Origin of the sequence: Xanthomonas sp. XNM01, assembly GCF_014851915.1 — a bacterium.
Taxonomy (GTDB): Bacteria; Pseudomonadota; Gammaproteobacteria; order Xanthomonadales; family Xanthomonadaceae; genus Pseudoxanthomonas.
Map to the genome: position 1 here is coordinate 81,034 of NZ_JACVAP010000001.1, position 16,003 is coordinate 97,036.

Consider the following 16,003-nt stretch of genomic DNA (forward strand, 5'->3'; position numbering starts at 1 on the left):
CGCATCCGCCTGTGTCGTTTCACCGGCCGGCGCCGCGCGCTGTGGCGCCGGACCGCGATCCCCCGTTCCACCCACGGCCGCCTTCGCGCGGCCGATCCGATCCCTTCCACAGGAGTCCACCCGATGAGCATCGACACGTCCACCGACACCCTTTCCCTGCGCGATGACGAGCGCCAGCGCTGCGAAGTCTGGACCCGCGTGATGGGCTATCACCGCCCGGTCTCCAGCTTCAACATCGGCAAGCAGGGCGAGCACGCCGAGCGCCGCTTCTTCACCGAGCAGGCCGCCTCCGGACGGGCCTTCGCCGAGCCGGCGCGCAGCGTGCAGGCCCGCGCCGCGTGATCCGGATCGGCGGCATGACGCCGCTGACCACGATCGATTTCCCCGGCCGGCTGGCCGCGGTGCTGTTCCTGCAGGGCTGTCCCTGGCGCTGCGGGTACTGCCACAACCCGGAGCTGCTGCCTGCGCGCGGCAGCACCGTGGTCGCGTGGGAGCGGGTGGCCGGCTTCCTGCAGCGCCGGCGCGGCCTGCTCGACGGCGTGGTGTTCTCCGGCGGCGAACCGCTGCTGCAGGCGAGCCTGCCCGAGGCGGTGCAGGCGGTGCGCGCACTGGGATTCGGCACCGCCATGCACACCGGCGGCATGTATCCGCTGCGGCTGGCGCGGCTGCTGCCGCAGCTGGACTGGGTCGGCCTGGACATCAAGGCGCTGCCGGCGCGCCAGGCGCAGATCACCCGGCGGCGCCTGGGCGAACAGGCGGTGTGGGAGTCGCTCGATCGCCTGCTCGACAGCGGCGTCGCCCACGAGTGCCGTACCACCTGGCATCCGGCGCTCTATCCGGAAGACGAACTGCGCGAGCTGGCGGCCGCACTGGCAGGCCGCGGCGTGCGCCGCTGGGTCGTGCAGGAATGCCGGCTCGATCCGGCCACGCACGGTTCCTGGCGGGCGCCCGACATGACCGCGCTCGCCGGGCATCTGCCGCAGGTGGAGCTGCGCCGCGCCTGACACGCGCCCGGCGCCTGGGGGTGCGCGTTCGCAGATCACATCCGTTGCGGCCGATGGCCTTCATCGGCGGCGTCCGGCCATGGATCGGATCCGCTGGTGGCGGCGAGCGGCAGGGAGGTGCCGACACGGCCGTGGCCGCCCCGGCGATGAAGCGCAGGCCCGCGCGAGCGAGCCACGGCACCTCGTCGATGTCGCGCGCAGGCCCGCCGAACAGCGACGCCGGTCAAGCGACGGACGCGCGCGAGCGGCTATCCTCGCCGCGCGCCGGAAGGCGCCGATGCGCGCCGTCGCGGCAGCATCGCACCAGGGGAAGGGAATGTATCCGGCGATCTTCGTGTTGGGCCTGCTGGCCGCAGGCTGGATGGCGCTGGCGATGACGTTCCTGACGCGGCAGCACGATGCGACCAGCATCGGTTTTGCGGCGCTGTTCTGGATCGCGCTGGTCGCACTGGTCTGGACCCGCTGGGTGCGCCGCCCGGCCGGCTGGCTGATGCGGCTGGCCGCCACCGTCGCGCTGGCGATGCTGGTGTCGGCCGTCTGGACGTGGACGTCCCGGACCGATGTGTTTCTCGACGCGCGCTGCGGCTGCGCCAGCGCGGTGGCGTTCTGGAGGCTGCTGTTCGCCTGGGCGGGCGGCGTGGGCCTGTGCCGGTTGCTGCTGGGACGTGCGCTGCCGCGGCTGCTCCGGCCGCGCACGCTGCGGGAGTGGCTGGCCACCTTGCTGCTGGTCGCATGGACCGCGCTCTGCGGCTGGGTGCTGGCACGCAATGTCAGCGTCGAGGTGCTGGCTGCCTCGGTGCGTCCGCTGCTGCTGGGGCTGGGTCTGCCGCTGCTGGTGCTGGCCACGGTCGCCGGCTGGATCGGCCATGCCAGCCGCGGCTGGCGCCGGCGGCGACGCCAGGTGAAGGCCGACTACCTGGCGCTGGATGCCGCGGCACGGCAGCGCATCCTGTCGATGGTCGAACGTGCGGCCGCGCGTGGGCCGCGCCTGCTGCTGTACCGCTGCGAGGGCGAGGCCGGCTGGCAGCTGCAGGCGCCGCATGTGGGCGGCGCCGCGCTGCTGCCGGCGGACGTGGACTGGCCGGCAGCGGCGGATGGCGACCCGGCCGTGCTGCTGCTGCAGCTACCGCTGCCCGAGGTGCTGCCGGCGCCGTGGCCGTCGCGCGTGGTCACCGTGTGGTGGCTGCCCTCGCAGCGCGAGGCGGTGGTCGCCAGTCATGCGCGCGACGCCGCGGTGGCGGAGCGGGAACAGCCCGTCCGGACCACCACCGACTGGCCGTTGGAGGTGCCGCGTCAGGGCCTGCGCGCGCTCGCGGTGCCGGCCCTGACGCACGATCCGGCCGGCGCGGACGAAGACGAAGACGGACAGGACGAGGACATCTGCACGCTGCTGCTGGCGCGCGACGCCGGCCTGCGTCGGCTGATGGAGGCGGCCAGCACGCAGCCGCGCGAGGTACTGGCCCGCGTGATCAGCGGCGATCCGGACGTCGACGTGGTCGATGCGTGCACCAGCGTGCTGGTGGGCGGCGCGCCACAACTGATCCAGGGCCCGCACGCCGCCCGCTGCGACCGCTGCGCGGCGCCGCTTCGCTTCCTGGTGTCCAGCGGCGATCTGGCCGGAGGGCACGCCTTCGGCGATTCCGGCATCGTCTATGTGTACGGCTGCGACGCCCACCCGGACCAATGCCGGGCGTTCGTCGATTCGCACTGACGCCGATCGGCGTCGAAGGCCGGCGGCACCGGCGCCGCTGGCGCGATGCGGTCAGCGCGGGACGGCGGTCCGCTGGGGGGACGAGGCGTCGCTCGCGGCCGCGCCACGCACGGCACAGGCATCGGCGACCAGTCCGGCCGGGTCGACCGCGGCATTCCAGTCGGGAAACCACAGCAGCGGGCGCGCGCCCAGCAGGTCCCAGCCATCATGGTGGGCGTCGGCACCGCCGGGCGTGGGCATGGGGGTCATGGGGTCGGCACCGTCGTCGCGTGGTCGCCGCTCAGTGCCTGGGCGAGGGCGCGTCGGCGATGCAGGCCATGCCGTGCGCGACGATGCTACGTTCGGCCACCGCGTCCTGCGCCTGGCCGGCGACCAGCTGCTGGCCCAGCCGCGCCAGGCGTACGAGTTCGGCCTGTTCCTCGGGGGTGATCAGGGCGCCGCGTTCGAGCGCGCGCAGGCGGCGGGTTCCCAGATGCACGGCGATCACTGCGCGTCCTCCTCTTGGGTGGACGACGCGGCGTCGGTCGGTTCGACGACGAAGTACTGGAGCAGTTCGGGCAGATGGGTCTGCAGGCGGTTCAGGGCCGCGGCGGTGTCGTGTTCGGTGTTCATGTCAGTGCTTCTGCTTCGAGGTGGTGCGCGTGTTCGTCGGTGGTGCACAGGCAGGCGATGAGGTCGTCGATCATCGCGGAGGTGGCGAGCAGGAAGGAGCGGTGCGCTTCGGCGCGCAGCATCGTCGCGTTGAAGCGGCGTCCGATTTCCCAGTCGGCCCCCGGCGTGTCGATCATCCTCAGCAGCGCCTCCCGATGTGGATCCAGCCCGTCGTAGAACTCGCGATAGGTCCTGCCATGGGCATCGAATCCACCGATCCACACTTCCAGTGCGTCGAGGTGGGGCAGGGCATCGGTCAGGCTGTAGCTCATGGGAGGCATCCGGGTTGCCAGGTGCGCGCATGATGGCGACCGGGACGTCACGGGCATGTCGGCGGAGCGCGCAGGATCTGTGACGCGCATCGCCGTGGATGGCGCCGCGCGCAACGGACGCTGAACGCAGCGGGTCGCGTGGCGCGACGCCGCCGGTGCCACGCACGGATCGCGGCGTCGCCGTGATGGGCTGGCGTGCTTCGCCCATCGCCCATCGCCCATCGCCCATCGCCCATCGCCCATCGCACATCGCACATCGCACATCGCGCACGAGAGCGGCCGTCCGCGCCGGCGTCGCGCCCAGCTCGCAAAGGTTGCCTGTCACCGGCTGGCCCATTGGCACTGGCGCCACGGCTGCGGGATTTGTAACTGTACAAACATGTTTGTATAGTTACGCGCTCGCCCCGGAGTGCTCTCCATGTCCAGAACCAGGCGCTGGTGCCTGCTGCTGATCGTCGCGTCCGGCCTGCTGCTGATCGCGCTCGACAATTCGATCCTGTACACCGCGCTGCCGCGGCTGGTCCGCGACCTGGGCGCGAGTACCGGCGAGGGCATGTGGATCATCAACGCCTACCCGCTGGTGATGTCCGGCCTGCTGCTGGGCGCGGGCACGCTGGGCGACCGGATCGGCCACCGGCGCATGTTCCTGGCCGGCCTGTGGATCTTCGGCGCCGGCTCGCTGGCGGCCGCGTTCTCGCCGACGCCGCTGGCGCTGATCGCGGCGCGCGCGCTGCTGGCGGTCGGTGCCGCGGCGATGATGCCGGCGACGCTGGCGCTGATCCGGGTGACCTTCGAGGACCCGCGCGAGCGCAACCTCGCCATCGCGATCTGGGGCAGCGTTGCCCTGGTCGGCGCCGCGCTGGGTCCGGTGGTGGGCGGGCTGCTGCTGGAGCGCTTCTGGTGGGGGTCGGTGTTCCTGATCAACGTGCCGGTGGTGGCGGCCGCGCTGGTCGGCGCGCAGCTGCTGGCGCCGCATGGCGTGCCCGATGCCAGCCGGCCGTGGGATGCGCCGTCATCGCTGCTGGCGCTGGTCGCGCTGTCCGGCCTGGTGGTCGGGATCAAGGCGTTCGCCACCCGGCCCGCCGATCCGGCGATGGCGCTGGCCGGCTGGAGCGCCGCGCTGCTGGGCGGCTGGCTGTTCGCGCGCAGGCAGGCCCGGCTGCCGTATCCGCTGCTGGACTTCGCGCTGTTCCGGCATCCGGCCTTTCTCGGCGGCGCGCTGGCGGCGGCCTTCGTGACCCTGGGCATCGGTGCGCTGCAGTTCCTCGGCACCCAGCGGTTCCAGCTGGTGGCAGGCTTCTCGCCGCTGCAGGCTGGCATGCTGGTGTCCACGTTCGCGCTGGGCGCGCTGCCGGCCACGCTGCTCGGCGGCCTGCTGCTGCACCGGGTCGGGCTGCGGCCGCCGGTGGCCGGTGGCCTGGCGATCGCCGCCGTCGGTGCGGCGATGATCGCGCTGACGCTGGAGGCGGGCCTGGGCTACACCATCGCCGGCTGCCTGGTGACCGGTGCCGGTCTGGGTTTCACCATCTCGGCCGCATCGGTGGCGATCATCGGCAACGCGCCGCTGCATCGCGCCGGCATGGCCTCATCGGTGGAGGAAGTGTCCTACGAGCTGGGCGCGCTGCTGGCGGTGACGCTGTTCGGCAGCCTGATGGCCGCGCTGCATCCGGCCGGCATGGCGCTGCCCGACCGCGCACAGGCCGGGGCCGCCGCGTTGATCGTGCCGGCGGGCGCGGCATACGATCACGCCTTCGTCGTCGCCGTGCTGCTGGCGGCGGCCCTGCTCGCGGTCGGCGCCGCGGTCACCGGCATCCTGCTGCGCGGTCCCTACGGGCGTGCTCCCGATGGCGGCCACTGAGCACGCCGCCGCCCACACCGGACCCGCATGCGCCCCAGCAACCGCACCCGCATCCTCGACGCCGCCGTCCGCCTGATCGAACAGGCGGGCATGACCGCGGTGACCTTCGACGCGGTCGCCGCCGAAGCGGGCCTGACCCGCGGCGGGCTGACCTATCACTTCCCATCGCGGGAGGCGCTGCTGCTGGGCCTGCACCAGCACATGGCCGGGGCCTGGGAAGCGGACATGGAACAGGCCGCCGGTGGCCGTGCCGACACCTTGTCGCCGGCCGCACGGCATGCGGCCTACGCGCGGGTGTCGTCCGAAGGCGCGACCCGGGCGATGCTGCTGGTGATGGTGGAAAGTGCCGCCGATCCTGCGCATGCGGCGCCGTGGCGTGAGGCGAACGAACGCTGGGCGCCACCGCCGCCGGAGGACGACGTCGAGGATGCGCAGGTGCTGGACCGCTACGTCCTGCGCCTGGCCTCGGACGGGCTGTGGATGCTGAGCGCGATGCCGGACTCGCCGTTGTCGCCGGCCCTGCGCCGGCGCATCGCCGAGCATCTGGCCGACCTGCTGGCGCGCCCGGCCACCGCCGCACGCACGCGCGGCCGCTGACGCCGGCCGGCGGCGGGACACGCCGCCGCGATTCCCGCATCATGGCGGCTCTCCAGGCCATGGCGCGTACGGAACACACGTGAAGACTCCATCCGGGTTGCAGGCATTGATCGATGACGGCGTCATCGACGAAGTGCTGCGGCCGCTCAAGAGCGGCAAGGAAGCGGCCGTCTACGTGGTCCGCAGCGGCGACGACGTGCGCTGCGCGAAGGTCTACAAGGACATGGCGCAGCGCAGCTTCCAGCAGCGCGTGCAGTACCAGGAAGGCCGCAAGGTCCGCGGCAGCCGCGAGGCACGCGCGATCGGCAAGGCCAGCAAGTACGGGCGCAAGCAGCAGGAAACGGCCTGGAAGAACACCGAGGTCGATGCGCTGTACCAGCTGCGCGACGCCGGCGTGCGCGTGCCCGAGCCGTACGGCTACTACCACGGCGTGCTGGTGATGGAACTGGTCACCGATGCCGAGGGCTTCTCCGCGCCGCGGCTGGGCGAGGTCGCGCTGGAACCGGACCAGGCCCGCGACTACCACCGGGTGCTGGTGCGGCAGGTGCAGCTGATGCTGTGCTCGGGCCTGATCCACGGCGACCTGTCGCCGTACAACGTGCTGGTCGGCCCCGACGGCCCGGTGGTGATCGACTTCCCGCAGGTGGTCAGCGCCGGTGGCAACAATGCCGCGCGCACCATGCTGCTGCGCGACGTCAACAACCTCACCGCCTATCTCGGCCGCTATGCGCCGGAGCTGTTCGATACCTGGTTCGGCGAGGAGATGTGGGCGCTGTTCGAGGCCGGCGACCTGCATCCGGACACGGCGCTGACCGGGAAGTTCAAGCCGGACACCCGCCGCGTCGACCTGGACAGCGTGCGCGATGCGATCAACGACGCACGCCAGGAGGCGCTGATCCGCCAGCAGGGCCGCGAGGCCGCCGCCGAAGCCGACGACTGACGCTCGGCCCGCATCGAAGCGTGCGTGCCAGGCCTCCCGATGCCGGCACGATGCTCCGCTCCGGGCCACCCCGCGATGCGATGGCGGACGCCAGGGAGCGACGATCCGTTCGCGGGCCAGGTCATGGAACCATCGCCCGGGATCTTGCCGGGCGCGCTCCGCACCGCGGCTGCGCACCGGCCGGCGCATGTCGATGCGCGGCCGGTGCGGCCTCAGAATTTCTCGCCGACCGGCAGGTAGCGCCACGCACCCGGCGGCATCGCGCCGTCCGGGCCCTTGCCCAGCGGGATCCGGCCGATCCGCAGGCGCCGGATCGACACCACCTGCAGCCCCACCTGCGCGCACATCGAGCGCAGCTGGCCCTCCGCGACGTCCTTGATCGCAAAGCGCAGGCGGGTCTCGTTTTGCCAGCTGACCTTGCACGGCGGCAGCGCACGGCCATCGACGACCAGGCCATGCGCGAGCTTGTGCATGCCGTAGGGCGCCAGCTCGCCGCTGACTTCGACCACGTACTCGTGTTCGATCAGCGCCGCATCCTCGGTCAGCCGGCGCCAGACCCGGCCGTCCTGGCTCAGCACGATCAGGCCGCTGGCGTCGGTGTCCAGCGGCACCAGCGGCGTCAGGCGGTGGAAGTGCCGCTGCAGCGGACGGATTTCGCTGGTGTCGTCGCTCCAGCGGCTGTCGGCCGTCGCCAGCGCGACCGCTGCGTCCATCGCGACGCCGGCCGGCTTGTGCAGCAGCAGCGTCGCCGGCTCGACTTTTTCCAGCCGGGCCTCGGCATCCAGCTCGACCCGTTCGGTCGTCACCCGGTGCTGCGGCGCCTCGATCACCTGGCCATCGACCGTGACCCAGCCGTTGCGGATGAACTGCTCGGCTTCGGCGCGCGAGGCATTGAACAGCTCGGCGACGCGGTGCGCGAGGCGGACGGGATCGGACATCGGACAGCAACCGGCAAGCAGGGGCGCGCAGTGTAGCTGTCCACGCGTGGCGGCGCGGGATGCGCGGGAACGCCGCCCGCAGGCGCGGCTGCCCGTCGTTGAGCGCATGAACGCACGCTGCGCGCATATGCGACGGCATGCGACGAAGGTTCTCCGGGGGATGGCGCCGGGGATCGCGGACCAGCACGGACCGCGGGTTCCCGCATCGGCATGTCCGTGGCTCCGCCGCCCTGCAGGCCGTGCGCTCAGTCGAGGGCGAATTTCAGCTCGCGACGGTAGTGCAGCGGCTCGGTGGCGCGTGACGGATCGGGCGGGAACAGCGACAGTCGTCCTGCAAGGAGCGCAGCGTCGCGCATCCGCTCGCCGACGCCTTCGGCTGTCTCGATCCGCACATCGGTCACCCGGCCATCCACATCGACGTCCATCACCCAGACCAGGCGGCCGACGTACTCGTCGGCTGGAATCGAGGGGAGATAGTTCGGCCGTCCAAGCACATACGGGATGCCGGATGGACGGTGGAACTCCGCCTCCTGCAGCGTCCGCGCGACCTCGAGGGTGCCGCTGCTGCGCTCCCTGCCATCGAGCAGCACCGTGAACGTCCAGATGCCGGGGGTGCCCTGCGGGTCCAGCCGCACGGCGTAGCAGCGCTTTTCCTCGCGGAAATCGGTGTGCCGCTGGCTGCCGGCCGGCTTGCCGGCGGCATCGACGATGTCGATGCGCAGTTCGCGGTACGGCTGCGGTGCGTGGATCGCGGCGACGCAGAGCTGGTGCGCATGCCGGCCATCGAGCAGGAAGCCCCGCGTCGGCTGGCGCGCGAGTGCGCCGTCCGGTGTCGGCGCCCACAGATACTCGACGTACACACGCTCCTCCGGCGCTGCAGGCGTGGTGTCGGCAGCCGCACCGGATGGACTGCCCAGGGCGACGGCGAGCAGCGAAGCGGCGAACGGGTGTGGCACGCGGTTCTCCAGGAGGGCGGCATCATCGCCATCGCCCTGCGGCGTGGCGGATGGACCGGGAGGCCGACGCTAGCAGTCATCCGCGGGCAATGTCACGCCAACGGCGCACGCTGCCGGCTCCGCGACGCCGGTGCGATGGCGACCGGGGCGATGATGGCGCACGACGATACGCATGTCCGATGCGCTGCGCCGCCAGCGTGAGCGCCCCCGCTGGCAGACCGCGCCGATCCTGCGCCCGACCCGGCCGCAGAACGCGCAGGGCGCCACGTCACGGGCCACGCTCACTGCTCCGGTGCCGGCTCCATCGGAGCCGGATGCTGCTCCGGTGCCCGCGTGGACGCACCGGCCGCATTCCAGCATTCCTGCAGCAGGCCGCAGCAGGGCTGGCAGGGGTCGGGCAGTTCCAGTTCGCTCAGGTCCATGGTGTTTCCCTCGCGTGGGTGAAGCGTGGCTCAGCCCAGCAGCAGCGACAGCGCGCCGAGCGGATGATGGGTACGGGCGATGCAGTAGATCTGCAGGAAGGTCAGCAGCGCGGCGACGAAGAACAGCGCACGCCGGCCCCGGCTGCGCTGGCGCCGCTGGCCCAGCGCGAGCATGCCGAACACGATGTAGGCCACCACCAGCACCACCTTCACCGTCAGCCAGCCGTTGGAGAACATGCTGCCGGGCAGGATCGTCAGCAGCATCATCGCCGCGGTCAGCAGCACCGTGTCGATGCTGTAGCTGATGTAGCGCACGGTGGCCCACAGCGGCCAGCGCAGGCCGAGCAGCAGCGCACCGCCGCGCAGCGCGAACAGGGTGCCGCTGGCCATGATCGCGGCCACGTGGACCAGTTTGATCTGCGGGTAGAACTCGATCATCGGGGACGTTCCATGAGGACCAGGTGGTGCATCCTGCGCGCGTTGGCGCTCAGCCGGGGCGGCCGTCGCGACGCGGCGACAGGTAGATGTGGCCGATCCGCGCGACCCACGGCGACAGCGCCAGCAGCCAGCCGACCGCGGCCAGCGCCTGCCAGAAGCCGGGATCTGGCAGCAGTTCGGCGAGCACGCGCAGCGTGGCCACCAGCTGGATCGCGACGAAGGCGAACCAGGCGATGGGGTTCATCTGCAGCGGGCGGCCCGAGTGGCCCGCGGTCACCCGGGTCACCATCGCCACCAGCAGGCTGCCGAAGAAGCCGATGAACAGCGCATGCATCGGCGCGCGGCCGAGCACGAATTCGCCGCTGCCCAGGTAGACCAGGCTCTGCACCAGGTACAGGGCGAAGGTCAGCGGCAGCCAGGCGGTGCCGATGAACAGCACCGCGAGCAGGCCGGGCATGCGGCCGCGCGGCCACCAGCGGTACACCGCGTAGCCGGTGAGGCCCAGCAGCGGCAGGTCGGCCAGCCACAGCCAGGCGTAGGCGTGCACGAGTTCCAGCGCCAGGTGCAGCAGCATCAGGCCCCACACCGCGCCCAGCCACCGCAGCGGCCGCCAGGCGGTGTAGCCCGGCACCGCGTTGCCGGCGAAGAACGGGAACATGCGATGGGCCACGGTCACGTAGACCGGCAGCAGCAGGCCGAAGCCGCCGAACTTGATGCTGGCGAAGGCCCACTGCGGCGAGGCGCCGAGCACGAAGGCGATGAACATCGCGATGCCCAGCCAGCCCAGGACCAGGCCGGCGTAGCACGAGCGCGCATGCCAGGTGATGCCGCGCTCGTCGACCAGCAGCCGGCCGAGGGTGACCAGCGCCGAAGTCCAGCCGGCCAGCGCCATCCACAGGCCCACCGTGATGCCGGCCTCCCAGCCGCACAGGCCGAGCAGGATCGCCAGCTGCCCGCCCATCAGGCCGGCGCCGACGGGCAGGTAATGACGCTTCTCCAGGTCGGGCAGGCCGAGCCAGCGCGGGAAGACCGTCAGCAGGAAGCCGAACACGAAGCTGGGCAGCACCAGGTACTGCATCACGAACGCGTGCAGCCAGCCGCCGGGGACCGGCGTTTCCGGCATCGTCCACAGGCCGAACCGCGCCGACGCCAGCCACAGCGCCCACCACAGCATCGCCAGCAGCACGTTGGCCGCGCCGATGAAGAACATCAGCCGGTGCGGGGCATGCGCCAGCCAGGCGGGGGAGGCGCGCAGGCGCGTCGAGGTCGGGGGCGGGACGATGTGCAGGTGCATGCGCGCAGTCTGCTGCGGCCGGCGCCGGGCCGCCTTGACCTGGGTCAGGGCGGCTTGATCCTGCGCAAGGCCTGGCGGTCCTGCCGGGCCGTACAGTCCGCGCAGGTCGCCGCGCCGCGCGCGGCAAACGGGGGACGGCGCGATGGGCGATGCCTTGCGATGGCGGCACGAGGTCGGCGACGACCCGGCACGGGTGGCCGAGGTCGACGCCGCGGTGCGTGCGGTCGACCCGGATGCGCGGACCGCGTTCGATCCGGCCAGCGGCCGGATCAGCGTGCTCACGGTGATGGTCCCGGCGCTGCTCGAGCGTCTGATCCACGACCTGGACGACCGCCACGCTGCGCGTTCCGGCCCGCCCGCCGGTGGCTGCTGCGGCGGCTGCGATGGGCGTCGCTGCCGCCGCGATGACGCACGCAGCGCAACCACGCCGCTCCGCCCGGGCGGGGCTTGATCCCCGTCAAGGCGGGCAGGGTGGGGCGCGGCCTAGAGTGCGCACCGCAGCCACCCCGGGGTGGTGCATCCCGGGCGCCTGCGCCCCAGCCTACGGAGTCCCAATGTCCGCTTCCCGAGAAGTCTTCCCCAGCGTCAGCGACGGTCTGTCGCGGCTGGCCGCGATCAATGCCGCGATGCGCACCGTCGATCCGGACGCGCAGGTCGCGCTCGACCCCGACAGCGGGCGGATGACGGTGCTGACCGTGATGGCGCCCGAGGAGGTCACCCGCCTGCTGCGGGAACTGGGCGAGGCCGCCGAGCTGCTCGACGGCGAGGACAGCACCGCACCGGCTGGCGACAACTGCTGCGGCTGCGGCTGCAAGCACGGCTGATCCGGGCCGGTCGCGACGGTCGGCTCGCCGTCACCGCGGATCGGCGCCGACGCCCGGCGCCCGGTCCGCAGCGGGAACAGCGATGCAGTGCCGCGCATGGCAGCACATGGCGGTGCACGCGCGTGCGATGCCACGCGTCTCGTCGCGACCCGACCCGATGCATCGCGAAATGCCGGTGCGTCACCACGCGGATCTGCCGCCATCGACGGTGTCGGCCACACGATCTGCCGATGTGCGGCGATCGCCTCCGGTCGCGTGCGCGAAACGAATAAGAAGATGACGCCAGGTCATTAGCCGCGTTGCGGCGCAGCACCGAAGATGGCCGCCGTTGCCGCCGGGCAACGCGTCGTTGGGGCCTTCGAAGGATCGACTGCCTGCGGATCCACTGCACCTTCGCGTGCGGCGGATCCGGACGGCAACGACGATCCATCGATCCGCAACCGGGCTTCTTCCATGCTCTTTCCGCATCTTGCTCCGTCCCGTGGCCGGGACGGCACCGGACGACTGTTGCCTGCACGCCGCGTCGGCGCGCGCCGCACCACGCTGTCGCTGCTGCTCGCCCACCTGCTGCTGGCGCCGGCGCTGGCGTCCGCGCAGCAGGCCGCCGCCGGGGCCACGCCCGCCGCCGACACCGCGCGCCAGCTCGACGCGGTCAACGTCACCGGCTCGCGCATCGCCCGGGTCGACTACACCAGCAGCAGTCCGCTGACCACGGTCACCGCCGAGACCATCGCGTCCACCGGCGCACCCACCGTCGAGGAAGCGCTGAACCAGCTGCCGCAGCTGGGCCTGGGCGCGAACAAGACCAACGCCGGCTGGGGCGGCACCGGCCAAGCCACGCTGAACCTGCGCGGCCTCGGTGCGCAGCGCAACCTGGTGCTGCTGGACGGCCGCCGGCTGCAGCCATCGACGACCGACAACGTGGTCGACGTCAACACGATTCCGACCGCGCTGATCTCCGGCGTGGAGATCATTTCCGGCGGCGCTTCGGCGGTGTACGGCTCGGATGCGATCGCCGGCGTGGTCAACGTGCAGCTGCGCGACGACTTCGAGGGCATCCAGCTCGATACCCGGCACAGCCGTTACGCGGAAGGCGATGGCGACACGACCGACATCGCGCTGACCATCGGCGGCAACTTCGCCGACGGGCGCGGCAACGCGGTGCTGTCGTTCTCGTGGACCGACCGCGAGGGCGTGGACTACATGGCCCGCGAGTTCTTCCGCAGGAATCCCGGCGGCACCGACTTCCGCCTGCAGACCGGCACCTACGAGTTCGGCGGCAACCTGCCGACACAGGCGGCGGTGGACCAGGTGTTCGGCCGCTATGGCGCCGCCGCCGGCCGGGTGCCGGTCAGCGCGACGACCTACCTGGGCTTCAACGACGACGGCACGCTGTTCGCCGCCAACAAGGGTCCGTTCAACTGGCGTGGCTCCGACACGCTGCTCAACGACACCGGCACCCAGCTCAACAACCTCAACCAGGTCTCGTTGATCCAGGTGCCGCTGGAGCGCCACACCGCGTTCGGCCGTGCGACCTACGACGTCACCGACGATGTGCAGGTCTACGGCCAGTTCAGCTGGTCCAGCCTGGACAGCTATGTCGCGGCCGAGGCCGGCAACATCGGCATCGACGTGCCGGTCGGCAATCCGTTCATTCCCGACGACCTGCGCACGATCCTGGCCTCGCGCAGCAACCCCAACGCGGCGTTCCGGCTGCACAAGCGTTTCGGCGAGGCCGGCCCGCGCACCTTCGAGCGCAGCTTCGACAGCTGGCAGTTCCTGAGCGGGGTGAAGGGCGAGCTGGACGCGATCAACGGCTCCTGGGACATCTACGCCAGCAAGGGCCGCACCAGCGTCCACGAGACCAACAACGGCGCGGTGGTGACCCAGTCGCTGCGCAACCTGCTCAACGCCGCCGACGGTGGCGTCAGCCTGTGCGCCGGCGGCTACGACCCGTTCGGCCTGACCGGGCTGTCGGCGCAGTGCCGCGAGTACCTGGTCGCGGCGACCGTCAGCGAGACCGTGTTCGAGCAGGAGGTGCTGGAAGCCAACCTGCAGGGTGGCCTGTTCGACCTGCCGGCCGGCGAGGTGCGCTTCGCCTCCGGCCTGGGCTGGCGTCGCAACAGCTACGACTTCCAGCCCGACCGCCTGCTGCGCCAGGGCGGCATCGTCGGCGTGCCGGCACGTGGGGCCAGCGGCGGCAGCACCAGCGTCAAGGAGCTCTACGTCGAGACCCTGCTGCCGCTGCTGTACGACACGCCGTTGGCCCACTCGTTGGATCTGGGCCTGGCCTACCGCTACTCGGATTACGAGACCGCCGGCGGCGTCGATACCTACAAGGCGGACTTCACCTGGGCGCTGACACCGGGCCTGCGCGTGCGTGGCGGCTACCAGCGTGCGGTGCGTGCGCCCAGCGTCGGCGAGCTGTATGTGGCCGCGGAGACCGAGTCCAACGGCTACGGCCTGGTGGCCAACGGCGAGGGCGACCAGTGCCAGGCCGGCAGTCCGCTGCGCAGCGGCGCCAACGCCGCCGCCGTCGAGGCGCTGTGCCTGGCGCAGGGCGTGCCGGCCGGCCTGCTGGGCAGCTACATCGACACCCAGCGCGAATCGCTGGCGACCCGCGCCGGCAACACCGCGCTGAAGCCCGAAAGCGCCGACACCTACACGCTGGGCGTGGTGTGGACGCCGGAAGGCACCGGCCTGTCGCTGGCCGCCGACTGGTTCGACATCACGGTCGAGGACGTGATCGGTACGCTGAGTTCGACCCAGGTGCTGGCCGCCTGCTTCAACCGCGATGGCTCCAACCCCGGCTACGCGGCCGACAATTTCTACTGCAGCCTGATCCGGCGCAACGCCGACACCGGCCGCATCGACAACATCGACAAGCCCACTTCGAACATGGGCAGCCTGAAGACCAGCGGCGTCGATGTGCAGATCGACTGGCAGCGGGCGCTGGGCAACGGCGCGCAGCTGACCCTGGGCACGGTGGCCAGCTGGGTCGACCGCTACGAGGTGCAGTCGGTCAGGGGCGGCAACAGCTACGACTACGCCGGCCACGTCGGCACCCTGCCGACCTGGAAGGCGGTCAGCCACGCGCGTTACCGGCAGGGCCCGGGCAGCATCGGCCTGCGCTGGCGCTATACGGGTGCAATGGAGCACTCCTCGAAGGTGCTCAATCCCGCCTCCACCACGCCCGGTGTCGGTGCCTACAGCTACTTCGACCTGTTCGGCGGCTGGGAATTCGGCGAACGCCTGACCGTCAATGCGGGGATCAACAACCTGCTGGACAAGGACCCGCCGCAGGTCGGCGGCATCGCCGGCGTGACCAACGCCAGCACCTACGACATCTACGGCCGCCAGTACTTCGTCGGCCTGACCCTGAAGCTCTGACCCACCACACCACCACCCGCAAGGAACACACGATGAAGAACAGGCTCCTCGTCATGATCGCCATCGCCGGCCTGGCCATCGCCGGCATCCAGAGCGCCGCGGCGCAGGCCCTGGCCGGCCGCCAGCTGCCCGACCAGCCGCGCGTCGGCATCAGCTACTACAAGGTCGCACCGGGCAAGCAGGACGAATGGCTGGCGCTGTACAAGAAGTGGCACCGCCCGATCATGGATGCGCAGATCAAGGCCGGCACCACCACCAGCAGCACGGTCTACGCGCTGAGCAGCCACCAGTTCTCCGGCAACTACGACTTCGTGATCATCAACATCTCGCCGGCCAACCCCAAGCCGCTGGGCCTGTCGCGCGGCGAGCTGATCAGGAAGCTGTACCCGGACATCGAGGCCTACGTGGCCGGTGAGAAGAACCGCTGGGAGATCACCACCGAGCACTGGGACACCAGCCTGCTCGAAGTGGACATCGACGAGGAAGTCCCCTCGGTCTACTACCCGATCATCGACGGAAAGATCGTCCGCTGACGCGCGGCGCCCGACCCGGGCGCCCGCACCACACCTGCGGTGCACGAAAGGCCGGATGCGGCAGGCGTCCGGCCTTCGTCGTGTCCCGCATCGTCGCCACGCCGCGGCGCGGAGCCGCCCCGCGGCGGGGTTCCGTCATGCAGTGTCCGGCGTGGCGCAGGCGCTGCATCGTGTC

The 16,003-nt window shown here is 71.5% G+C and carries 19 protein-coding genes; 10 read left to right on the forward strand and 9 right to left on the reverse strand.

What is annotated here, in order from left to right; all coding sequences use genetic code 11:
• Nucleotides 1-123 precede the first annotated feature (123 nt).
• From nrdD to IB242_RS00370, 3 genes are all read left to right on the forward strand, one after another.
• Nucleotides 124-342, forward strand: coding sequence for an anaerobic ribonucleoside-triphosphate reductase (gene nrdD / locus IB242_RS00360; protein WP_192275218.1), 219 nt, complete (start codon nucleotides 124-126; stop codon nucleotides 340-342).
• A gap of 14 nt (nucleotides 343-356) precedes the next feature.
• Complete coding sequence (locus IB242_RS00365) at nucleotides 357-1,004, forward strand: anaerobic ribonucleoside-triphosphate reductase activating protein (RefSeq protein ID WP_192275219.1); 648 nt, start codon at nucleotides 357-359, stop codon at nucleotides 1,002-1,004.
• A gap of 316 nt (nucleotides 1,005-1,320) precedes the next feature.
• A complete protein-coding gene (locus IB242_RS00370; protein ID WP_192275220.1) occupies nucleotides 1,321-2,715 on the forward strand; it encodes a hypothetical protein in 1,395 nt (464 codons plus the stop codon).
• Between the two features lie 51 nt (nucleotides 2,716-2,766).
• On the opposite strand, the gene IB242_RS00375 is transcribed toward IB242_RS00370, so the two are convergent.
• Genes IB242_RS00375 through IB242_RS00385 form a run of 4 tightly spaced genes read right to left on the reverse strand, consistent with a single transcriptional unit; the run spans nucleotide 2,767 to nucleotide 3,638 of the window.
• Nucleotides 2,767-2,964 (reverse strand): hypothetical protein, encoded by a 198-nt coding sequence (locus IB242_RS00375; RefSeq protein ID WP_192275221.1) that lies wholly within the window; start codon nucleotides 2,962-2,964, stop codon nucleotides 2,767-2,769.
• A 31-nt stretch (nucleotides 2,965-2,995) separates the two neighbouring features.
• Entirely contained in the window at nucleotides 2,996-3,202 is a 207-nt protein-coding gene (locus IB242_RS00380) for a hypothetical protein (RefSeq protein WP_192275222.1), read from the reverse strand.
• Nucleotides 3,199-3,327, reverse strand: coding sequence for a hypothetical protein (locus IB242_RS20605; RefSeq protein WP_255523444.1), 129 nt, complete (start codon nucleotides 3,325-3,327; stop codon nucleotides 3,199-3,201). The genes IB242_RS00380 and IB242_RS20605 overlap by 4 nt, the downstream gene beginning before the upstream one ends.
• A complete protein-coding gene (locus IB242_RS00385; RefSeq protein WP_192275223.1) occupies nucleotides 3,324-3,638 on the reverse strand; it encodes a hypothetical protein in 315 nt (104 codons plus the stop codon). Before IB242_RS00385 ends, IB242_RS20605 begins: the two co-directional genes overlap by 4 nt.
• A gap of 418 nt (nucleotides 3,639-4,056) precedes the next feature.
• On the opposite strand from IB242_RS00385, the gene IB242_RS00390 reads away from it, so the two are divergent.
• From IB242_RS00390 to IB242_RS00400, 3 genes are all read left to right on the forward strand, one after another.
• A complete protein-coding gene (locus IB242_RS00390) occupies nucleotides 4,057-5,496 on the forward strand; it encodes an MFS transporter (RefSeq protein WP_192275224.1) in 1,440 nt (479 codons plus the stop codon).
• 27 nt (nucleotides 5,497-5,523) lie between these two features.
• Complete coding sequence (locus tag IB242_RS00395) at nucleotides 5,524-6,093, forward strand: TetR/AcrR family transcriptional regulator (RefSeq protein WP_192275225.1); 570 nt, start codon at nucleotides 5,524-5,526, stop codon at nucleotides 6,091-6,093.
• 79 nt (nucleotides 6,094-6,172) lie between these two features.
• Nucleotides 6,173-7,033 (forward strand): PA4780 family RIO1-like protein kinase, encoded by an 861-nt coding sequence (locus IB242_RS00400; protein ID WP_192275226.1) that lies wholly within the window; start codon nucleotides 6,173-6,175, stop codon nucleotides 7,031-7,033.
• Between the two features lie 212 nt (nucleotides 7,034-7,245).
• Here IB242_RS00400 and IB242_RS00405 read toward each other — a convergent pair whose 3' ends face one another.
• The 5 genes from IB242_RS00405 to IB242_RS00425 form a co-directional block, all read right to left on the reverse strand.
• Nucleotides 7,246-7,971 (reverse strand): rRNA pseudouridine synthase, encoded by a 726-nt coding sequence (locus IB242_RS00405; RefSeq protein WP_192275227.1) that lies wholly within the window; start codon nucleotides 7,969-7,971, stop codon nucleotides 7,246-7,248.
• Nucleotides 7,972-8,216: 245 nt separating this feature from the next.
• Entirely contained in the window at nucleotides 8,217-8,927 is a 711-nt protein-coding gene (locus IB242_RS20325; protein ID WP_225539921.1) for a hypothetical protein, read from the reverse strand.
• Nucleotides 8,928-9,208: 281 nt separating this feature from the next.
• Nucleotides 9,209-9,349, reverse strand: coding sequence for a hypothetical protein (locus IB242_RS00415; protein WP_192275228.1), 141 nt, complete (start codon nucleotides 9,347-9,349; stop codon nucleotides 9,209-9,211).
• A gap of 30 nt (nucleotides 9,350-9,379) precedes the next feature.
• Nucleotides 9,380-9,787 carry a SirB2 family protein gene (locus IB242_RS00420; RefSeq protein ID WP_192275229.1) on the reverse strand — a complete coding sequence of 136 codons (408 nt, stop codon included), beginning with the start codon at nucleotides 9,785-9,787 and terminating at the stop codon, nucleotides 9,380-9,382.
• A gap of 49 nt (nucleotides 9,788-9,836) precedes the next feature.
• Entirely contained in the window at nucleotides 9,837-11,081 is a 1,245-nt protein-coding gene (locus IB242_RS00425) for an NnrS family protein (protein WP_192275230.1), read from the reverse strand.
• A gap of 142 nt (nucleotides 11,082-11,223) precedes the next feature.
• Here IB242_RS00425 and IB242_RS00430 point away from each other — a divergent pair, with 142 nt between their 5' ends.
• The 4 genes from IB242_RS00430 (at nucleotide 11,224) to IB242_RS00445 (ending at nucleotide 15,828) form a co-directional block, all read left to right on the forward strand.
• On the forward strand, nucleotides 11,224-11,532 hold the full coding sequence (locus IB242_RS00430; RefSeq protein ID WP_192275231.1) for a hypothetical protein: 309 nt from the start codon (nucleotides 11,224-11,226) through the stop codon (nucleotides 11,530-11,532).
• Nucleotides 11,533-11,635: 103 nt separating this feature from the next.
• Nucleotides 11,636-11,905, forward strand: coding sequence for a hypothetical protein (locus IB242_RS00435; protein WP_192275232.1), 270 nt, complete (start codon nucleotides 11,636-11,638; stop codon nucleotides 11,903-11,905).
• Nucleotides 11,906-12,412: 507 nt separating this feature from the next.
• Nucleotides 12,413-15,295 (forward strand): TonB-dependent receptor, encoded by a 2,883-nt coding sequence (locus IB242_RS00440; protein ID WP_192275233.1) that lies wholly within the window; start codon nucleotides 12,413-12,415, stop codon nucleotides 15,293-15,295.
• A 32-nt stretch (nucleotides 15,296-15,327) separates the two neighbouring features.
• Nucleotides 15,328-15,828 (forward strand): hypothetical protein, encoded by a 501-nt coding sequence (locus IB242_RS00445; protein WP_192275234.1) that lies wholly within the window; start codon nucleotides 15,328-15,330, stop codon nucleotides 15,826-15,828.
• Nucleotides 15,829-16,003: the final 175 nt, after the last annotated feature.